Source organism: Duganella sp. CT11-25 (assembly GCF_047302815.1).
GTDB lineage: Bacteria > Pseudomonadota > Gammaproteobacteria > Burkholderiales > Burkholderiaceae_D > Rugamonas.
Genome location: NZ_JBKBFD010000001.1, coordinates 327396 through 347469, shown reverse-complemented (window position 1 = coordinate 347469; position 20074 = coordinate 327396). Strand labels below are relative to the sequence as shown.

Below are 20074 nucleotides of genomic sequence, written 5' to 3'. Positions count from 1 at the left end.
GTCCCCGCTGTTTGTTACTGGGGGAACAGCACCGTCACGCTGAGGCCGCGCCCCGGTTCGGTGTCTTCGAGCCGGATGTCGGCGTGGTGATGGTCGGCGATATTGCGCACGATGGACAGGCCCAGGCCGCAGCCCCAGGCGTCGTTGCCGTCGGGCCGGAAGAAGCGGTCGAACAGGCGCGCGCGATGCTGCTCCGCCACGCCGGGACCGTTGTCGCGCACCCTTAGCAGCGGCCTGCCGTCCTCGTACGCGCACTGCAGATCCACCCGGCCGCCCTGCTGCGTGTAGCGCAGCGCGTTGTCGATCAGGTTATTCAACAGCACCCGCAGGCCGTCAGGGTCGGCCGCCATCGTCACCTGGGCCGGCGTCTCGACGCCAAGGTCGATGTCGCGGCTGTCGGCCAGCGCGGAATGGTCGGCCACCGCCGATTCCAGCAGCAGCCCCAGGTCGACCGGGCGCAGCTGCGCGGTCGCCAGCGGACTCTCGTGACGTGCAAGGCTCAACAATTGACGCACCAGGTGGGTGCCCCGATCCAGCCGCTCGTGCAGCTTGGCCAGCGCGGCGCGCCGCGCCTCGTCGCTGCCGGCCCGCTCGACCAGCTGCAACTGCAGCTTGAGCGCCGTCAGCGGCGAGCGCAGCTCGTGCGCGGCATCCGCGACAAAGGTGCGCTGCGCCGTCAGCGCCTCGTCGAATTTTTGCATCAGTCCATTCAGCGCCTGCACCACCGGCCCCAGCTCGGGCGGCATGTCGTCCGCGACCAGCGGGGTCAGCGCGTCCGGCGAACGGCCTGCCACCGCCTGCGCCAGCCGGTTCAGCGGCTGCAGCGCGCGTCCCACCACCACCAGGATCAGCAGCCCCAGGAGCAGCGCGAACACCAGCAGCGGCGCGCCGGCGCGCAAGGCCATGCCTGCCGCCATCTGGTCGCGCACCGCCATCCGCTGCGCCACCTGCACGTAGCGGCCGCGCCGCGTTTCACCGTACAGCCGCCAGCGCGTGCCCTGTACGGAGGCGGCCGAAAAGCCCTGCACCGCGTAGCGCGGCAACTCGGGCTTGCCATGCGAAACCGGCAGCGCCGCGCCGCCTTCGTCCCAGGCCTGCAGCACAAACTCTTCCTCGGGATCCCCCGCCGCCGGCAAGGCGCTGTCCGGCGCAAATTCGTTCGGCAAGGCCGCCGCCAGCTGGCGCAGCTGCAGGTCGGCCAGTTCGTTGGTTTCCTCCAGCAGCGAGCGGTACAGCGTGGCGCCCGCGCCCAGCACGCAGAACAGCGTGGCGCCCATCAGGCCAAGCAGCAGTTGTTGGCGGATGGTCTTCATGGCGCCGCCGGGATCTTGTAGCCGACGCCGCGCACGTTCTTGATGAAATCGGCGCCGAATTTCTTGCGCAGGTGATGGACGTAGACATCGACCGTATTGCTTTCGACCTCGTTGTTCCAGCCGTACAGCTTTTCTTCCAGCTGGCTCTTGGAGACCACGCTGCCGGGATTGTCGAGCAGCACGCGCAGCACGGAAAACTCGCGCGCCGACAGCTTGACCTGCTCGCCGGCGAAGGTCGCCTCATGGCTGGCCAGGTCCAGCCTCAACGCGCCGTGCTCGATGACGGAACGGGTGCGGCTGACGCGCCGGCGCAGCAGCGCGCGGATGCGCGCCAGCAGCTCATCCAGGTCGAAGGGCTTGACCAGGTAATCGTCGGCGCCGGCGTCGAGGCCCTCGACGCGGGCTGGCGTGCCGTCGCGCGCGGTGATGATCAGCACCGGCAGGTCGGCGCCGCGCCGGCGCGTGGCGCGCAGCACGTCCATGCCCTGCTTGCCCGGCAGGCCCAGGTCGAGCAGCATCAGGTCGTAGTCGACGCCGGCCAGCGCCAGTTCCGCATCGCGGCCGTCGCGCACCCAATCGACAGCATAGTTCTCGCCGCGCAGGCCGTCCTCGATACTCTCGCCGATCATCGGATCGTCTTCCACCAACAGCAACCGCACCTGAATACCCGTCATTTCGTTGAATATCCTCCTATATTACCCTGTGGTAAGCGGACTGGCTTCTTTCTGCAAAATGGCCTGGACCACGTAGCGCGGACGGGCGCGCACTTGCTGGAAGATGCGGCCGATGTATTCACCCAGCAAACCGATGCCGAACAGAATCAGGCCCATGAAGAAGAACGCGATCGCGAACAGCGTGAACACGCCTTCGGCCTCGGCCCCCATGGCGAAACGGCGCACCAGCAGCAGCACGACCAGCGCGGCCGAGGCCACCGACATCAGCATGCCGAGCATGGAAAACATTTGCAGCGGCACCAGCGAAAAGCCGGTCACCAGGTCGAAATTCAGGCGGATCAGGCTGTACAGCGAATATTTCGACTCGCCGGCCGCGCGCTCCTCGTGCTCGACCACGACCTCGGTCGGGTTGCGCGCGAAGCGGTAGGCCAGCGCCGGCACGAAGGTGTTGACCTCGCCGCACTGGTTCATCAGGTCGACCACGTTGCGGCCGTAGGCGCGCAGCATATTGCCCTGGTCGGTGATCTTGATGTTGGTGATTTTTTCGCGCAGGCGGTTCATGGCCCTGGAGGCGTAGGTGCGCCAGGCCGAGTCCTTGCGCTTGCGGCGGATCGAGCCGACATAGTCGTAACCCTCGCGCATCTTCCTCACCAGCAGGCCGATCTCTTCCGGCGGATTCTGCAGGTCGGCGTCCAGCGTCACCATGATGTCGCCGCGCGCCGCCTCGAAGCCGGCCAGGATGGCCATGTGCTGGCCGTAGTTGCCGTTGAACAGCACCACGCGCGTGACGTCCGGACGGGCGCGGAACTGCTCGGCCAGGATCGCCACCGAGTTGTCGCGGCTGCCGTCGTTGACGAACACGATCTCGTAGGACATGCCCAGCTTGTCGAGCGCCGGGTACAGGCGGGCGAACAGCGTGGCCAGGCCGTCCTGCTCGTTGTACACGGGGATGACGATGGACAGCTCAGGATAAGGCAGCTCCCGGTTCATCTTCAATCCATCAGGGCTTGGGCGGCGGCCACTTGGCCACGGTAGGCGTCGAAGATCTTCTTCAGCGCGTCGGCCATGCTGGTGCTCGGTTTCCAGCCCAGCTCTTCGCAGGTGTTAGTGATCTTCGGCACGCGGTTCTGCACGTCCTGGTAGCCGGTGCCGTAGTAGGCGCCCGAGGTGGTCTCGACGATCTTGACCTGCTTGGCGCCGGTCGCGTACTCGGGGTATTTGTCGGCCAGCTCCAGCATCATGCCGGCCAGCTCGCGGATCGAGTAGTTGTTGACCGGGTTGCCGATGTTGTAGATCTTGCCGCTGGCGGCGCCGTCCTGGTTGGCGATGATCTTCATCAGCGCGTCGATGCCGTCGTCGATGTCGGTGAAGGCGCGCTTCTGGCTGCCGCCGTCGACCAGCGAGATGTTCTCGCCGCGCACGATGTGGCCGAAGAATTGCGTGACCACGCGCGACGAGCCTTCCTTCGGCGTGTGGATCGAGTCGAGGCCGGCGCCGATCCAGTTGAACGGACGGAACAGCGTGAAGTTCAAGCCTTCCATGCCGTAGCCCCAGATCACGCGGTCCATCAGCTGCTTGGCGTTGGAATAGATCCAGCGCGGCTTGTTGATCGGGCCGCAGATCAGCTCGGAGTTCTCGGGATCGAATTCCTCGTCGTGGCACATGCCGTACACTTCCGAGGTCGACGGGAACACCAGGTGCTTGCCGTACTTGGCGGCCGAACGCACGATCGGCAGGTTGGCCTCGAAGTCCAGCTCGAACACGCGCAGCGGCGCCTTGACGTAGGTCGACGGCGTCGCGATGGCGACCAGCGGCAGGATCACGTCGCACTTCTTGACATGGTACTCGACCCATTCCTTGTTGATCGTGATGTCGCCTTCAAAGAAGTGCATGCGCGGGTGTGCCAGCACGTCGGTGATGCGGTCGGTGTTCATGTCCATGCCGTAAACGTGCCAGTCCGTGGTTTCCAGAATGCGCTTCGACAGGTGGTGGCCGATAAAGCCGTTGACGCCGAGAATGAGTACTTTTTTCAATGTTGCACCAGTAAGTTGATCGTATTAAGCCGCGATTGTGCATTCTCGATCATTAACCGAGCATTAAAAATTACCGATTGGTAATAGAAGTACAAGCCGCACCCGGCGCCCCGGGGGCGACGGCGTCACGCCGGCGGTCACTCGGCCCTGGCCGGGTGGCAGCCGATATGATAGGTCGGCCCCAGGCGCGCGCAGACCGCCGCCGCGTCGAACACCGGCCCGCTCGCGGACGGCATGCCGGCGAACATGAACACCAGATTGTCGGCGGACGGCTCGATAAACTGCGGCGCAGCCGTATCGGACTGCGGCGCCGCCACGGCAAAATGCGTATAGCCGTGCCGCAAGGCCAACTCGGCACTGCGCAGCAAGGCGAACTCCCGTATCAAATCGCGGCGGGTGTGGCTGTTGGCCACGATTTCGACCCGCCACAGGGCCGGCCCCAGTTGCTTGTCGGCATATCCTCCGTCCGCGCCCCTGGCCTGGTACTCGGTGCCGCATCCGGCCAGCAGCAGCGCCGCCAGCAAACCGTTCACCCTATTTTTCATGATTTCTCCTGGTGGGATCCCGCCGCCGGCAAGCGGACCGTCACCACCAGTCCGATGCCGCCGGCATTGCTCGACAACTCTATCTCAGCGCCGTGTTCATCGACCACGTTCTTCACAATAGACATGCCCAGTCCGCAGCCCCACAGTTCATTGCCGTCGGGCCGGTAGAAGCGGTCAAACAGTCGCGCGCGGCTGGCTTCGGGCACCCCCGGACCGTTGTCGCTGACGCGCAGGCAGGGCCGGCCCTGATCGAGTTCCACCGCGACATCGACCTGCCCGCCGCGCTGGGTATAGCGCAAGGCGTTGTCGACCAGATTGTTCAGCATCACCTGCAAGCCTTCGGCGTGGGCCGGCGCGATCACCGTGGCCGCGCCGGCCGCGATGCCCAGGTCGATGGACTTGCTCTCGGCATGGATGGCGTGGTCCGACACCACGGCCTGCGCCAGCGCCAGCAGGTCGCACGGCAGGCGCGGCGGCGGCGACTGGGTCTGTTCGTGGCGGGCCAGCGTCAGCAACTGCTGCACCAGATGGGTCGAGCGGTCCAGCCGCTCGTGCAGCTTGCGGAACGACTCGGCGCGCAAAGCCTGGTTGCTGGAACGCTCGGCCAGCTGCAGCTGCAGCTTGAGCGCCGTCAGCGGCGAGCGCAGCTCATGGGCGGCGTCGGCGACGAAATTGCGCTGGGCCGACATGGCGCTGTCGATCTGGGCCAGCAGGCTGTTGAGGGAAACCACGATCGGCAGCAACTCCGGCGGCAGGCCGTCGGCGTCCAGCGGCTGCAGGGCGCTGGCGGAACGGCCGCGCACCGCCTGCGCCACCCGCTCCAGCGGCCGCAGCGCGGTGCCGACCACCACCCAGATCATCACCGCCAGCGCCGGCAACAGCAGCAGCAGCGGCGGCAGCACGCTCAGCGCCATGTGGGCCGCGACCCGCTGGCGCAGCGCGATCGGTTGCGCGACCTGCACAAAGTAATCGGCGCGCAGCTCGGCATACACGCGCCAGCGTTCGCCGCGCGAGGAGATCGTCCGGTAGCCCGGCTCCGGCTGCCGCGGCAAGGCCTGCGCCGGCTCCGACACATAGACCGCCGCGCCCTGGCGGTTCCAGACCTGCACCAGCACCACGTCGTCGGAATCGGGCTCCACCGGCACCCGCACGGCGTCGCCCATTTGCAGCGGCAAGGCCCAAGCCACCTGGCGCAGGCGGATGTCGGATTGCTCGTCGGCCTCATGATCGGCCAGCCGGTACAGCATGAAGGCGGCGGCCAGCGTGCAGCACAAGGCGCCGATCAGCAAGCCGATCAGCAAGCGGGCGCGGATCGATCTCATGCGAGGCTGGTCAGCTTGTAGCCGACGCCGCGCACGTTCTTGATGAAATCGCTGCCCAGCTTCTTGCGCAGATGGTGGATGTAGACGTCGATGGTATTGCTCTCGATTTCCTCGCCCCAGCCATAGATCTTCTCTTCCAGCTGGGCCTTGGTGACCACGCTGCCGGGGGTGTCGAGCAGCGCCCGCAGCAGCGCGAACTCGCGCGAGGACAGCGGCAGCGGCGCGCCGTTGAAAGTGGCGTCGTGCGCCGCCAGGTTGACGGTCAGGCCGCCGTGCGACACCACCGAATGGCTGCGTCCCCCGCGCCGCCGTAATACCGCGCGGATGCGGGCCAGCAGTTCGTCGACGTCGAACGGCTTGACCAGGTAGTCGTCGGCGCCGGCATCCAGTCCCGCCACCCGCGCCGCCGTGGCGTCGCGCGCGGTGACGATCAGCACCGGCGTCTCCCCGCCCTGGGCGCGGTGGCGGCGCAGCACATCCATGCCCTGCCGCTTGGGCAGGCCCAGGTCCAGCACCAGCAGGTCGTAGACATCCTGCCGTATCGACAACTCGGCCATGTCGCCGTCGCGCACCCAGTCGACCGCATAGCATTCGCCGCGCAACGCTTCCTCCATGCTTTCACCGATCATGGGATCGTCTTCTATCAACAGTATGCGCATGACTCTCCTCTACGGCTTTGCTCCGGCTCGCAGTGTAAGACAGCCTTCATTAAACCATTATTAACGCCGCGGACAGCGCGCATAGCGCATCAGTAGGCCAGCGACCGCAGCCGCACGGTCTTGCCGTAGCGGTCGTCGAAGCCGTAGACATCGATCCGCACCTTGCCGCTGGCGTGGACCCGCACCATGGCCCAGGCGTACATGCGGTCCTGCGGATTGGCCGTGTCGCCCGGCTTGGCGGTGAACGGCGAACCGCCCGAACCGACCATCACCTGCCAGGCCTTGCCGCCGCTGCCCCTGCCCGGCTGCTGGGCGTTGAAGATATGCTGGTGGCCGCAGAAATACGTGGCGCCATACTGGTCCATCACATCCCAGAAGGCCTTGGCGTTGTCCGGATCAATGTCCATGCCGTCCAGTTCCACGCCCTGCTTGAAGAAGTAGGTGTAGGCCGGCTTGTGGCCGAAGGCGAACAGGTTCTTGATGCCGCGCGCCCGGGCCTGGCGGAAGTCCTCCGCCAGCCAGGCCGCCGGGCCGTGGCCGTCGTTGCCCACCGGGTCGGTATTGATGACGGCGAAATGGCTGCCGCCGGCGTCGAAGGAGTAGCTGAGCTGCGACTGGCTGGTCTGGATCCGGTCCGGGCCGCCGACCACCGGCGTGTTGTCGGCGTCGAACGCGGTCGCGTCGAGGCCGGTGACCTGCTTCCAGCGCGGCACATCGAGTATCAGGTCGCCCATATTGTCGCGCCAGACCTGCTCGTTCTCGCCGCGCGCGACCTTGACGGTCTTGCCGGCGGCGTCCTTGCCCTTGTACTGCATCTCGTGATTGCCGCTGACCGGCACCACGTAGGTGCCGGTTTCCATCAGGCCGGCGGTCATGCCGCGCCAGTAGGCGTACTCGCGATACAGCACCGCCTTGTCGGTGGTGTAGCCCATGACCATGTCGCCGTTGAAGAACAGCGCCTTCGGCCTGGCCACCTGGATCTCGCGCAGGATGCGCGCCAGCGCCCTGGTGTTCTGCAGGTAGACCTTGTCCTGGCGGGTGTCGGAGGTGTCCGGGTCGGCGCGCGAATCGCCGACCGTGGCAAACGACATGACCACGGGATCGCGCGGCGCCGCCTGGGCCGCGGCCAGGGACAGGGCCAGGATCGCGGTGGCGCCGCGGCGCTGCATGGAGGTGGTGAGTTTCATGTCGGCTCCCGGTCAGAAATCGGCGCTCAGCGACACCGTCCAGCTGCGCTCGGGGACAAAGGTGTACTGGTCGAACTGCACGCCCTTGCTGTTCGGTGTAATCGACGTCGCGTCCTGCTTGTCGAACAGGTTGTTGATGCCGACCTGCGCCTTGACCGCCTTCACGACGCCGTTGAGGCGCCAGCGGTAGCCGGCGGTGAAGTCGGCCACCGTGTAGGAACCGATCTTGTAGGCCGCGGGCTCGCCGTCCTTGGCGTACTGGCTGCCGACGTTCTTGGCGATCAACGCGCCATACAGGCCGTGATCCTTGTACAGCAGGCCCAGCGCGGAGGTCGACTTCGGCACCTTGGCGATCTGCAGGCCGCTGTCCTTGGCTTCGGCCTTGTTCAGCGAACCGTTGGCGTGGACCGAGAAGCCGTGGCCCATATAGTAGGTGGCCGACGCTTCCACGCCCTTGTACACCACCCCGCCCTGGTTGTAATAGACCAGGTCATTGCCGCTGCCGCTAGAGGCGATCTTGTTATTGAAGTCGATGTAGTAGATATCGCCATCCAGCGTCAGGTTCTGCGACTGGTACACGCTGCCGGCCTGGTAGTTGGTCGAGGTTTGCGGCTTGGGCGTGCTCAGGTTCGGGTTATTCACGTAGAACATCGACAGGTCCGGCACCAGGAAGCCGCGCGCGGTCTGCGCGTAGGCCGACCAGTTGCCGCTGATGGCGTAGTTCGCGGTCAGGAACGGCAGCGTTGTGTCGTAGGTCTGGTCGGCCTTGGTGGGGATGCGCGTGCCCTGGTTGACGGCCGCGTCCAGCGAGCGCTTGAAGTTGACGTACTTGACGCCGGGCGTCACGGTCCATGAAGGCGCCAGCGCCCATTCGAATTCGATGAAGGGCTGGTACTGCTTCCACGACGAATCCTGCTCGTAGGAGATGTCCTTCGGCGCGCTCGACTCCTTCGGATTCGGCGCGTTCAGCGTCCAGTCCAGGTCATAGGTGTGGCGCTCGGTGCTGGAACTCTCCAGCCACACGCCGGCGCGCAGCAGGCCGGCGCCCATGCGCTTGGTGACCTTGGCGATGTCGCCGTTGACGCGATAGGAATTGAGCTTGTTGTAGCCCGGGACGTTCTTGTTGCCCGCGGCGCCGGCCTTGGTGCCGTTGGCGGTGGCGCCGCTGGCGTCCTGGCCGGAGAAGGTGTTGTTGTCGTAGGCGTAGGTGTAGAGCGTGTTGTCCAGCGCCCAGCCGTCGCCCAGGTTCGATTGCAGGCGGATGTATTCGAAGTCGGTGCGCTTGTCGTTGTAGTTGTAGGCGTAGTAGTTCTGGCTGTTCGGATCGTTGTTGAGCGAGTAGTTCTTGCCGAACTGCGCCACCTGGCTCAGCGTCACGCCGGCCTTGTCCGGCACGAAGCTGTGGATCTTGTTATAGGTCGAGAACAGCGTCAGCGTGGTTTCCGGCGCCAGCGGCATCTGCAACTTGAACTGGTAGTTGTCCTCGGTCACGCCGCTGTAGGTCTGGTAGCCGTCGCTGGTCAGGCGCGAGGCGTTGAACATCATGCGGGCGTCGTGAAATTGCGGCAGCACGCCGCTGTCCACTTCGGCGCCCCACATGCGGGTGTTCCACGAACCCACGCTGGCGTAGGGGCTGAAGCGGAAGTCCTGCGACAGCTCTTTCGAATACAGGTTGATCGAACCGCCGAAGGTGGCTTGCCCCAGGTTGCTGGCGTTGCCCGGGCCGCGCTCGATCACCATGCCGCCGATGATGCGGGCCGGGAAGTAGGAAGTCGAATGGTGGGTAGGATTGTTGGTGTCGCCGAACGGGATGCCGTCGTAGGTGACGTTGTACTCGCCGTCCTGGAAGCCGCGCAGCGTGACCTTGGATTCGCCCAGCCCCGGGCCGTTGGCCGAGATGCCGGAGCCGATACTGGGCGCGATGCGCGCCACCGCGTTGAAGTCGGCCAGCGGCGTCACGGCCTGCTCGATGAAGGTGGCGGTGATGATGGACTGCGGCTGGGTCGCCTGCAGCGAGGCCTGCACCGGTGCGCGGTTGGCGACGTTGGAGCCGGCCACCACGACGCGGCTCTTGATCGCTTCCGCGTCGAGCGCGGAATTGGATTCGACCACCGCATCGTTGACGGTTTGCGCCGAGGCGCCGCCGGACATCAGGGTCAGCGCCATCAGCACCTGCGCCGACATGACAGAGAGGACCAGTTGCTGCTTGTTGTTCTTCATGTGACTTTCCAGTTTTGAGTAGGTAAAAACCGGCTAGTCTAGGAAGCATTTGTGACAGCTTAATGAATCATGAAGATTGATTTTCTCCTTATAACAACAGGCTCCCCTTCATTTTTACGCAATCCGAAACGCCTGCCGCGAACAGCCTATCAGCTCAATTATTAAAGCCGAATTAAAGCATCTCCGCAGGCGTTTAATGCTGTTTTAATCCGCCGCCCGATAGCATGCCCTCCATGAAAAAAATACTTCTCCTACTGGTTCCGCTGGCCTGCGCCGGCACGGCGCTGGCGCTCAGCCTGCGCAGCGCACCGGCCGCCGCGCCGAAACCCGCGAAAATCCCGCTGGTCAGCCTGATCGAGGCCAGGCGCCAGGATCTGCCCCTGGAACTGAGCGCGCAGGGACACCTGGTGGCGCTCAAGCAGGTTGAAGTGCGGCCGCAGCTGACCGCCATCATCACCGCCATCCATTTCAAGGAAGGCGACGAAGTCAGGGCCGGCCAGTTGCTGTTCACGCTGGACGGCGCCGACGCCGGCGCCGCCCTGCAACGGGCGCAGGCGCTGGCGGCGCAGACCCAGGCGCAACTGGCCGACGCCAACCGCGACTACGGCCGCGCCTCGACACTGGTCAAGTCCAACTTCATCACCTCCAGCGCGGTCGATACGGCGGCCAGCAAGGTCGACGCGCTCAAGGCCCAGCTGAAGGCGGCGCAGGCCGACATCGAAAGCGCGCGCCTGGCGCTGACGCATACCCGCATCGTGGCGCCGTTCGACGCCACCAGCGGCGCGGTGGCGGTCCATCCGGGCAGCCTGGCGCAGACCGGCGCGACGGCGCCGCTGGTGACGCTGGCGCAGTTCGCGCCCATCGGCGTCGAGTTCAACCTGCCGGAGCAGGATCTGCAGGCGATCCTGCGCGCGCGCATGGACGGTCCGGTCAAGGTGCTGATCGATGGCCCGGACGGCGCGCCGATCGCCGGCGAGCTGTCCTTCATCAACAACATCGTCAACAGCGATACCGGCACCATCAACCTGAAGGCCACCGTACCCAACCAGCGCAAGACGCTCTGGCCCGGCGCCTATGCCAGGGTCACGGTGCTGGCGGGGCTGGACAAGGGCGCGGTGGTGCTGCCGCCGCAAGCCGTGCTGGAGGGACCGGCCGGCCGCTTCGTCTACCTGGCTTCGGCCGGCGGCAAGGCCGTGCGCCAGCCGGTGACGCTGCTGCGCATCCAGGGCGAGCTGGCGGTGGTCACCGGCCTGGCCGGCGGCGCCCGGGTGGTACTGGAAGGCGGCGGCAACCTGCGCGACGGCGACGCCGTCCGGGTGGCGCCGGCGCCGGCGGCGCCATCCGCGCCGGCGGCCAAGGCCGCGCCATGAGCATCGCCGAATTCTGCATGCGGCGTCCGATCGCGACGCTGCTGGCCTGGCTGACCATCGTCGCCGGCGGCGCGGCCTGCTGGCTGCAGCTGCCGCTGGCCGCGCTGCCGAACTACGACACGCCGACCATCCAGGTCACGGCGCGGCTGTCGGGCGCCAGCCCGGACACCATGTCGACCTCGGTGGCGACGCCGCTGGAAAAACAATTTACCGCGATTCCCGGCCTGCTGGCCACCACCTCCAGCAGCATCCAGGGCGAAACCCAGATTACGCTGGAGTTCGACCCGAGCCGCAATATCGACGCCGCCGCCGGCGACGTCCAGGCGGCGCTGTACCGCGCCACCCGCGCGCTGCCGACCGAGATGACGACGCCGCCGTCCTACCGCAAGGTCAATCCGGCCGACGCGCCGGTGCTGCTGATCGGCCTCGATTCGCCGTCGCTGAAACTGACGGAATTGAACGGCTACTCGGACAACCTGATCGTGCCCGCGCTGTCGACGCTGAGCGGCGTGGCGCAGGTGACGGTCAACGGCCAGAAGCGCTACTCGGTGCGCATCGAAGTCGATCCCGACCGGCTGGCCGCGCTGAACCTGACGCTGGACGAGGTCAGCACCGCGCTCAAGGCCGCCAATTCAAACGCGCCGCTGGGCCAGTTCGACAGCAGCCGCCAGATGATGACGCTGAAGATGCCGCCCGGGCTGATGAAGGCGCGCGACTTCAGCGCCCTGATCGTCGCCACGCGCGGCGGCCGCAATGTGCGGCTGTCCGACTTCGCCACGGTCCTCGACAGCATCGAAAACACGCAGAACACCAGCTCCATCAACGGCAAGGACGCCATCCTGCTGTCGGTGCAACGCCAGCCGGGCGCCAACACCGTCGCCATCATCGACGCCATCCGCGCCATGATGCCGCGCCTGGCCAGCCAGATGCCGGGATCGGTGCGCATCCAGCTGCTGAACGACCGCTCGGTCTCGATCCGCAACGCGATCCACGACGTCAACCTGACCATGCTGCTGACCATTGCGCTGGTGGTGCTGGTGATCCTGCTGTTCCTGCGCCAGCTGGCGGCCACGCTGATCCCGGCCATCAGCCTGCCGGTATCGCTGCTGGGCACCTTCGGCCTGATGTTCGCGCTGAACCTCAGCCTAAACAATATCTCGCTGATGGGCCTGACCATCGCCGTCGGCCTGGTGGTGGACGACGCCATCGTGGTGCTGGAAAATATCATGCGCTACATCGAGGAAGGCATGGCGCCGTACGACGCGGCGGTGCGCGGCGCCAGCGAGGTGGCGTTCACCGTGGTGTCGATCTCGGTGTCGCTGGTGGCGGTGTTCATTCCGGTGTTCTTCATGCCGGGCACCATCGGCCTGTTGTTCCACGAATTCGCCATCGTCGTCGCGCTGTCGATCGCGGTGTCGGCCGCCGCCTCGCTGACCCTGATCCCGGTGCTGGTGCCCAAGTTCATCAAGGCCGCGCAGCTGCACCGCGCGCCGCCGGCCTGGAGCCGCGCCTTCGAGGCGGGCTTCCAGCGGGTGCTCGCCGCCTACGCCCGCGCGCTGGAATGGGCGCTGGCGCGCCGCACGCCGGTGCTGCTGGCCGCGCTGGCCACCTTCGCCCTGACGGCCTGGCTGTACACCAGCGCGCCCAAGGGCTTCTTCCCGCAGGAGGACACCGGCCAGATCTCGGCCAACGTCGAGGCGCCGCAGGACATGTCGTACGAGGGACGGCTGGCGGTGCTCAAGCAGCTGCAGCAAGCCATCATGGCCGACGACAGCGTCACCGACGTGGTGGCCAAGGTCGATCACGACACCACCTCGTTCTACATCACGCTGAAGGATGCGGCGCTGCGGCCGGCGATGCAGGACGTGCTGGCCAGGCTGCGCAAGGAAACCAACTTCCTGCCGACCATCCAGGTGTTCTACAGTCCGGTGCAAAACCTCAAGATCGGCGGGCGCGGCTCGAAGAGCACCTACCAGTACACGCTGCAATCGGTCAGCCCCGGCGACTTGAACCTGTGGTCGGCCAGGCTGATCGCCGAACTGAAAAAAGGCGACGTGCTGGTCGGCTTGAATAGCGACGCCCAGTTCGACGGCCTCGATGCGCGCATCGACGTCGACCGCGAACAGGCCGCCACGCTGGGCGTTGACATGGCCAGCGTGCGCAACACGCTGTACGCGGCCTACGGCACGCGCCAGGTGTCGACCATCTACGCTCCGGAAGACAGCTACCAGGTCATCATGGAACTGGCCGACCAGTTCCGCCGCGACGAGAACAGCCTGGCCAGGATCCAGGTGCGCAACGCCGGCGGCAGCCTGGTGCCGTTCAGCGCCTTCAGCACGGTCAGCCGCGCGCGCGGCACGATGGCGGTCAATCACCAGGGCCAGCTGCCGGCGGTGACGATCTCGTTCGACCTCGCGGCCGGCAAGTCGATGTCCGACGCCACCGCCGCGATTGCCGACGCCCAGCAGCGCATCGGCCTGCCCTCCTCCATCTTCGGCGCGTATGCCGGCGCCGCCGCGCTGTTCCAGCAATCGCAGAACAGCCAGCTATGGCTGATCGCCATCGCCATCGCCGCCATCTACGTCATTCTCGGCATGCTGTACGAGAGCTGGATCCACCCGGTCACCATCCTGCTGGGCGTGCCGTCGGCGGCGGTCGGCGCGCTGCTGGCGCTACGGCTGGCGGGCCTGGAGCTGAGCTTCATCGCCATGATCGGCATCCTGCTGCTGGTCGGGGTGGTCAAGAAGAACGCCATCATGATCATCGACTTCGCGCTGGAGGCGCAGCGCGGCGGCCTGGCGCCGGCCGATGCGGTGCGCCAGGCCTGCCTGCTGCGTTTCCGTCCCATCATGATGACCACCCTGTGCGCCATCATGGGCGCGCTGCCGATCGCGCTGGGCCTGGGCGCCGGCGCCGAGCTGCGCCAGCCGCTCGGCATCGCCATCGTCGGCGGTCTGCTGTTCTCGCAGCTGATTACGCTGTTCATCACGCCGGTGCTGTACCTGTGGTTCGACCTGCTGGGCGGCGGCGCGGCCGCCGCGGCCGGCATCGATGCAGAGCGCCTTCTTGAAAGCCGGCATTGATTATCACCACAACACCCCGCTACTGGACCGCCGCCCTGGAGCGGCCGGTGGAACGGCGGCACGGCCTGGCGCCGCGCGAACTGCTGGCGCACCTGGAACGGGTGAACGGCCATGCCGCGCACGCGCCGCCGGTCGACGACGGCTTCGTCGCCGATGTGGTCCAGGCGCTGCACGAACTGCCGCACATCGTGCGGGCGCGCCTGCGCGATAACTTCCTCGGCGTGTACTTCGTGTCCGGCGCGGGATCGTCGGCCGTCACCGATATCGTGGTCGGCCCCGAAGGCGAGTTCCACGGCATCGCCATCGCACTGGAAGTCAGCGCCGTTGCCGGCTGCGGCGCCAACGAATGGGCGACCTGGCGCGAAAACATGCCGTTCCAGCCTGGCGCATACCGGGTGGCGGTGCGGATTGCCGGCGACGGACAAGACAACCGCAAGAACGCCATCCAGTTCCTGCTGCTGCATGAAATCGGCCACGTACTCTCGGCCGGGCGCGGATTCGTGCCCGACTGGTGGCTGTTGCCGCAACACACCGGCAGCAACGCCGATTATTCCTTCCTGCCGCTCTCCTGGCGGATCGACGGCGGCGTTGCCAGCCCCCTGTCCGGCGGCGCGCTCCCATTGCGCGAACGGCTGGCCTACTACGGCGCCCCGAGGCTGTCCGCCGACCACATCATGCCCATGTACCGCGCCCTTCTGGCGAGCGGCTTTTTCACGATGTATTCCACGCTCAGCCCGGACGAGGATTTCGCCGAATCGTTCGCGCTGTACGTCCATACCGAGCTGCTGAACAAGCCCTACTTTGTGCGGCTGTATCATGGCCAGCGCCTGCTGCTGCAGTACGCGGCGCAATGGAACGAGGAGCGGTTCAACGGCAAGCTGCGCCTGCTGCAGCACTTCCTGCCGGACATCGCGGCCGCCGCGCGCCAGCCGTTTGCGCCGCTGATCGGCGTCGCCCCGCTGATGCGGATGGCCTTCGCCGGACAGGACATGGTGCCGATCGCCACCGCGCTGGTCGAACGCGCCGATGCCAACCCGCTCGACGCCCACGCCTACCTGGACTGCTCCACGGTGCTGCAACTCACCGGCGACCGCGAGGTGGCGATGCCGGTGCAGGCCGAAGCCGTGCGGCTGCAAGCCGGCTATACCCTGCCGTCCAAGGACGGCGTCACGGGCCTGCGCCTGCTGGTGATCATGGGCCTGGGCGACCTGATGGCGAATACGCCGATCGAATTCCTGCTGGAAGACAGCGACGTCGCCATCGAGCTGCTGTACCTGACCGACGAGGCGCGCTGGCCGCCGGCGCTGCCGGAGCATGACCTGATGATGGTGGCGGTGGCCGAATCGGACGCCAACCAGCCGCTGTTGCGGCGCCTGGCGGACTGGCTGGCGAACTGGAACGGGCCGGTGCTCAACCGCCCGGAGCGCATCGCCGTGCTGTCGCGCGACGGCGCCTGTGCCGCGCTGGCCGGCGTCGATGGCGTCGAGATGCCGGTCACCGCGCGCGTCGACCGCGCCCGGCTGGCCGCGCTGGCCGAGGCGCCGGCAACGCTGAAGGCGATCCTGCCCGACGCCGCCTTTCCGCTGATCGTCCGTCCGCTCGGATCGCACGCCGGCCACGACCTCGAGAAGATCGACGCCCCGGCCGACCTGGCGGCCTACCTGGAACGTGTCGCCGCCGCCCGCTTCTACCTGGCGCGCTTTGTCGACTATCGCGGCGCGCGCGGCATGTACCGAAAATACCGCATCGTGCTGATCGCCGGCCGGCCGTTTGTCTGCCATTACGCGGTCTCGGAACACTGGATGATCCACTACCTGAACGCCCACATGGACCGGAGCGCGGCCAAGCGCGCCGAGGAAGCCGAATGCATGGCGCATTTCGACCAGACCTTCGCCGTCCGCCACCGGCAGGCGCTCGCCGAGATCGACCGCCGCATCGGCCTGCCCTACGTCGGCATCGATTGCGCCGAGACGCCCGACGGCCGCCTGCTGGTGTTTGAGATCGACAACGCCATGATCGTGCACGCCATGGATGACCAGCAGTTGTATCCCTACAAAAAGCCGGCGATGGAAAAGGTGTTTGCGGCCTTCCGCCAGTTGCTAGAGGCGCGCCGCCGCCAGTGAGCGCAGCGCGGCCAGCAGGATGTCGATGTCCCGCCGCCCGCTGCGGTGATTGACCACCGCCACCCGTATCGCCAGCCGGCCGTTGATCGTCGTCAGCGACGGCGCCGCCAGTCCCGACTCCTGCAGGTCGGCGACCAGCGCCGCGTTCAGGCGGTCCGTGTCGGCGCCGCGATGGCGAAAGCAGACGATGTTGAGCGACACGGGCGCCAGCAGTTCCAGCTCGGGCCTTGACGCCACCTGTTGCGCCAGGTAGCGCGCCACGTCGCAAGTGCCGGCGATGGCCTCGCCCAACCTTGCGCTGCCGTACACCTTGAGCGTGAACCAGGTCTTCAGTGCGCGGAACCCGCGCGACAGGTCAGGGCCGAAATCGCAGGGCCACGGCGAACCGGCCGCCATGCCGCGCGTCTCGCGCCGCAGATATGCCGCCGGCGCGGCAAAGGCCTGCCGATGCAGCTCGCCGTCTCGCACCAGCACAAAGCCGGCGTCGTACGGCACCTGGCCCCACTTGTGGAAATCGAAGGCGATCGAATCGGCCTGCTGGATGCCGTCCAGCCGCGGCGCCAGCACGGGCGACAGCATCGCCAGCGCGCCATAGGCGCCGTCGACGTGGAACCACAGGCCGTGGCGCCGGGCAACGGCGCCCACCGCCACCAGGTCGTCCACCGCGCCCACGTCCACCGTGCCGGCGGTGGCGGCCACAAAGAACGGTTGCAGCCCGGCGGCGAGGTCCTGCCCGATCATCCGCTCCAGCGCCACCGCCCGCATTTCGAAACGCGGGTTGACCGGGACGATGCGCAGCGCCGCCCGGCCAAAGCCGGTCAAGTCCATGGCCTGCGCTATGCAGTCATGGGCCGAGGCCGATGTATAGGCCACCAGCTTGCCGCCGCCGGCGGCGACGCCGTCCTCGCGCACCGTCGTGCCGACGGCGGCGGTGCGCGCCACCAGCAGCGCGATCATGTTGGCCATCGAGGTGCCGGTGACGAACAGGCCGCTGGCCGTATCGGGAAAGCCGAACAGTTCCGCCATCCAGCGCGCCACCTGCCGCTCCAGTTCGACCGGCATCTGGTCGCGCCCGCCCAGGTTGGCGTTCAGGCCGGCGGCCAGCATCTCGGCCAGCATGCCGACCGCCGTGCCGCCGCCATGCACCCAGCCGAAGAAGCCGGGATGCGCGTTGCCCACCGCGTAGGGCAATACCTGTTGCATGAATTGCCGATGGACGTCGGCCAGGTCTTGCCCGCCACGCGGCAGCGGCTCGCGCAGGGCCTCGCGCACCGCCGGCGGCGCCGCCTGCCAGACAGGCCGTTCGCGCAGCGTGCGCAGGTGGACGATCATATCGTCGAGCATGCGGTGACCCTGTTCTCGGAATTGCTCCCAATCCTCCGGGTCCAGGGAATCATGCCGCATCGGCCGCCCCTACTTGCCGGCCTTGTCCATGGCGGCCAGCAGGTCCGCCATCGCCCGCTTGCAGGCCGCCGCATCGGGGCGGGAGGCGCGCAGGGCGTCGAGCGCCCTGTCGATGGCCTTGTCCACCAGATGCCAATCGGCCGCCGCACGCGGCTTCAAGCCGGCTTCGGCCTCGTCCCAGCTGGTTTCCAGGTCCTTGATGCGGGCCTTGGCGCCGGCCAGGTTGCCTTTGTCGACCAGCACCGCCGTGTCCTGGGCGATGACCTGGAACTTGCTCAGGTCGCCCAGCTTGGCCATGCTGGCGGCTTGCGCGTTGCCGAGGATGGCATCGAAACCCGGCACATGGGCCGTCGCCAGCAGCGCTGCGGCGGCGGCCGCCGCCAGGAAAGTACGCGGGATATTCATTGCTGCTCCTTTGAAGTGTGATGTCTGGAACTGACGCTGGCCACCAACACGGCGATCACCGTCAAGAATACGGCGCTGGTGTTGATGCTGCCCCAGCCGATGCCGCCATAGTCCGGCGATTGCGACAACAGGTCGCCCAGCGATGCGCCCAGCGGACGCGTCAGGATATAGGCCAGCCAGAAGGTCAGCACCGGATTGACGCCGCTCAGCCTGGCGCCGTAGATAATGGCGATCAGCGCGCCGAACCCCACCACGCCGAGGCGGAAACCCAGGCTCAGCTCCTCGGTGGCGAGGTCGCCGGCGGCGGTGCCCAGCGCGAAGGTCAGCAGGATGGCGGCCCAGTAAAACAGCTCTCGGCGCCGCGTCACGATGGTCTCGATCGCCAGCGTGCCCTCAAGCTGGTACCACAGGCCGAAGACGGCGGCCAGCAATGCGCCGAAGACCGCCGTGCTGGCGTACAGGCTGACGCCCAGGCCGTCGGTGAGCGCGTCGGTGATCTGCGTCCCGACCACGCTGAGCAACACCACCGTCAGCCAGTACACCCACGGTATGTAGCGCGTCTGGCGCAGCTGATGCAGCAAGGCCAGCAGCAACAGCGTGCCCATCGTGGCGCCGGTCAGCGCCGTCCCCAGTCCGGCGTGCACGGCCAGGTAGTCGGCGCCGGTCTCGCCCACGGTGGTCGACAGGATCTTGATGATCCAGAAGATCAGGGTGACTTGCGGTACCTTGTTGTCCAGACGGATATTCATGCGGCGGCTCCTGGCTGCGATGGAAAGATGAGCCATTAAACCGCAACGAAAGTTAAAGCCGCATTAACCTTGTTCTTCCGGCGCCGGCTAGGTGCTCCAGGCAACCGTTCCGGTCCAGTAACTCAAGAGAATAAGCAGGCCGAAGGCGATGCGGTACCAGGCGAATCCCACAAAAGTATGATTGGTAATAAACCGCACCAGCGCCCGTATGACGAAAAATGCGCTGATGAAAGCCGCGACAAACCCCACCGCAAAAATACCCGCATCGTCCACGGTCAGCGCGTTTCGCGCTTTATACAGGCTGTACAAGGAGGCCGCGCCCAGCGTCGGGATCCCGAGGAAGAAGGAAAATTCGGTGGCCGATTTTCGAGAAAGCCCGACGAACAAGCCGCCGATGATGGTTGCGCCCGAGCGCGAAGTGCCCGGTATCAGCGCAAGGCATTGCAGCCATCCTATCTTGAAAGAGTCCCGCAGCGACATGTCGTCCACATCATGCACGCGGACCGTGTGCTGGAGTTTTTCGATGTAGAGGATGACCAGCCCACCCGCGATGAAGGCCATGGCCACGGGCACCGGAGCGAAGAGGAAGGCCTTGATGCTCTTGCCGAACAAGAGCCCCAGTATCGCAGCGGGAATAAACGCGATGACTAGTCCGGATAGCAAACGCCGTTGAGCGCCGCCCCGCACGGCGCCGGCGCAGGTCGCCGCTATTTTTGCCCGGTATTCCCATACCACCGCCAGCATGGCGCCAAGCTGTATAAAGATTTCGTAGAGATCGCGCTTTTCCTTGTCGAGGAAGTTGAGCATTTCACCGGCGATAATAAGATGTCCTGTGCTTGATATCGGCAGGAATTCCGTGACGCCCTCCACCACGCCCATGACAATTGAACTGAGCAACAACGGCATATCCATGTGCATCCTTAAAAATATGTGAACGGCACGTTCGTCCGCACGACGAACTGTCTACCAGGCGGCCCCATGTTGAAC

The 20074-nt window shown here is 66.3% G+C and carries 16 protein-coding genes; 3 read left to right on the top strand and 13 right to left on the bottom strand.

Going from position 1 to position 20074, the window contains the following annotated elements:
* Window positions 1–14: 14 nt before the first annotated feature.
* From ACEN9F_RS01380 to ACEN9F_RS01340, 9 genes are all read right to left on the bottom strand, one after another.
* The gene (locus tag ACEN9F_RS01380; protein ID WP_413417072.1) at window positions 15–1313 is read right to left on the bottom strand and encodes an ATP-binding protein; all 1299 of its coding nucleotides are present in this window, start codon (window positions 1311–1313) and stop codon (window positions 15–17) included.
* Window positions 1310–1972, bottom strand: a complete 663-nt coding sequence (locus tag ACEN9F_RS01375) for a response regulator (RefSeq protein ID WP_413426932.1) — start codon at window positions 1970–1972, stop codon at window positions 1310–1312. The genes ACEN9F_RS01380 and ACEN9F_RS01375 overlap by 4 nt, the downstream gene beginning before the upstream one ends.
* Before the next feature lie 36 nt (window positions 1973–2008).
* Entirely contained in the window at window positions 2009–2977 is a 969-nt protein-coding gene (locus ACEN9F_RS01370; protein ID WP_413417070.1) for a glycosyltransferase, read from the bottom strand.
* A gap of 2 nt (window positions 2978–2979) precedes the next feature.
* Window positions 2980–4020 (bottom strand): bifunctional UDP-4-keto-pentose/UDP-xylose synthase, encoded by a 1041-nt coding sequence (locus ACEN9F_RS01365; protein ID WP_413417068.1) that lies wholly within the window; start codon window positions 4018–4020, stop codon window positions 2980–2982.
* 137 nt (window positions 4021–4157) lie between these two features.
* A complete protein-coding gene (locus ACEN9F_RS01360; protein WP_413417066.1) occupies window positions 4158–4565 on the bottom strand; it encodes a CC0125/CC1285 family lipoprotein in 408 nt (135 codons plus the stop codon).
* On the bottom strand, window positions 4562–5887 hold the full coding sequence (locus ACEN9F_RS01355) for an ATP-binding protein (protein ID WP_413417064.1): 1326 nt from the start codon (window positions 5885–5887) through the stop codon (window positions 4562–4564). Before ACEN9F_RS01355 ends, ACEN9F_RS01360 begins: the two co-directional genes overlap by 4 nt.
* Window positions 5884–6546, bottom strand: coding sequence for a response regulator (locus ACEN9F_RS01350; RefSeq protein WP_413417062.1), 663 nt, complete (start codon window positions 6544–6546; stop codon window positions 5884–5886). The genes ACEN9F_RS01355 and ACEN9F_RS01350 overlap by 4 nt, the downstream gene beginning before the upstream one ends.
* 89 nt (window positions 6547–6635) lie before the next feature.
* Window positions 6636–7733: a metallophosphoesterase family protein gene (locus tag ACEN9F_RS01345; protein WP_413417060.1), complete on the bottom strand. Its 1098-nt coding sequence runs from the start codon at window positions 7731–7733 to the stop codon at window positions 6636–6638.
* A gap of 12 nt (window positions 7734–7745) precedes the next feature.
* The gene (locus tag ACEN9F_RS01340; RefSeq protein WP_413417058.1) at window positions 7746–9953 is read right to left on the bottom strand and encodes a TonB-dependent receptor; all 2208 of its coding nucleotides are present in this window, start codon (window positions 9951–9953) and stop codon (window positions 7746–7748) included.
* 233 nt (window positions 9954–10186) lie between these two features.
* Between ACEN9F_RS01340 and ACEN9F_RS01335 the strand changes: the two genes are divergently transcribed.
* Genes ACEN9F_RS01335 through ACEN9F_RS01325 form a run of 3 tightly spaced genes read left to right on the top strand, consistent with a single transcriptional unit; the run spans window position 10187 to window position 16529 of the window.
* On the top strand, window positions 10187–11323 hold the full coding sequence (locus ACEN9F_RS01335; protein WP_413417056.1) for an efflux RND transporter periplasmic adaptor subunit: 1137 nt from the start codon (window positions 10187–10189) through the stop codon (window positions 11321–11323).
* Window positions 11320–14406, top strand: coding sequence for an efflux RND transporter permease subunit (locus ACEN9F_RS01330; RefSeq protein ID WP_413417054.1), 3087 nt, complete (start codon window positions 11320–11322; stop codon window positions 14404–14406). The genes ACEN9F_RS01335 and ACEN9F_RS01330 overlap by 4 nt, the downstream gene beginning before the upstream one ends.
* On the top strand, window positions 14403–16529 hold the full coding sequence (locus ACEN9F_RS01325; RefSeq protein WP_413417052.1) for a hypothetical protein: 2127 nt from the start codon (window positions 14403–14405) through the stop codon (window positions 16527–16529). The genes ACEN9F_RS01330 and ACEN9F_RS01325 overlap by 4 nt, the downstream gene beginning before the upstream one ends.
* Here the strand turns inward: ACEN9F_RS01325 and ACEN9F_RS01320 are convergent.
* The 4 genes from ACEN9F_RS01320 to ACEN9F_RS01305 form a co-directional block, all read right to left on the bottom strand.
* Complete coding sequence (locus tag ACEN9F_RS01320; protein WP_413417050.1) at window positions 16506–17873, bottom strand: pyridoxal phosphate-dependent decarboxylase family protein; 1368 nt, start codon at window positions 17871–17873, stop codon at window positions 16506–16508. The two genes, ACEN9F_RS01325 and ACEN9F_RS01320, sit on opposite strands and share 24 nt — an antisense overlap.
* Before the next feature lie 69 nt (window positions 17874–17942).
* The gene (locus ACEN9F_RS01315; RefSeq protein WP_413417048.1) at window positions 17943–18338 is read right to left on the bottom strand and encodes a histidine kinase; all 396 of its coding nucleotides are present in this window, start codon (window positions 18336–18338) and stop codon (window positions 17943–17945) included.
* Window positions 18335–19087, bottom strand: coding sequence for a hypothetical protein (locus ACEN9F_RS01310; protein WP_413417046.1), 753 nt, complete (start codon window positions 19085–19087; stop codon window positions 18335–18337). The genes ACEN9F_RS01315 and ACEN9F_RS01310 overlap by 4 nt, the downstream gene beginning before the upstream one ends.
* Window positions 19088–19174: 87 nt before the next feature.
* Window positions 19175–19999, bottom strand: a complete 825-nt coding sequence (locus tag ACEN9F_RS01305; protein WP_413417044.1) for an undecaprenyl-diphosphate phosphatase — start codon at window positions 19997–19999, stop codon at window positions 19175–19177.
* Between the last annotated feature and the right edge of the window lie 75 nt (window positions 20000–20074).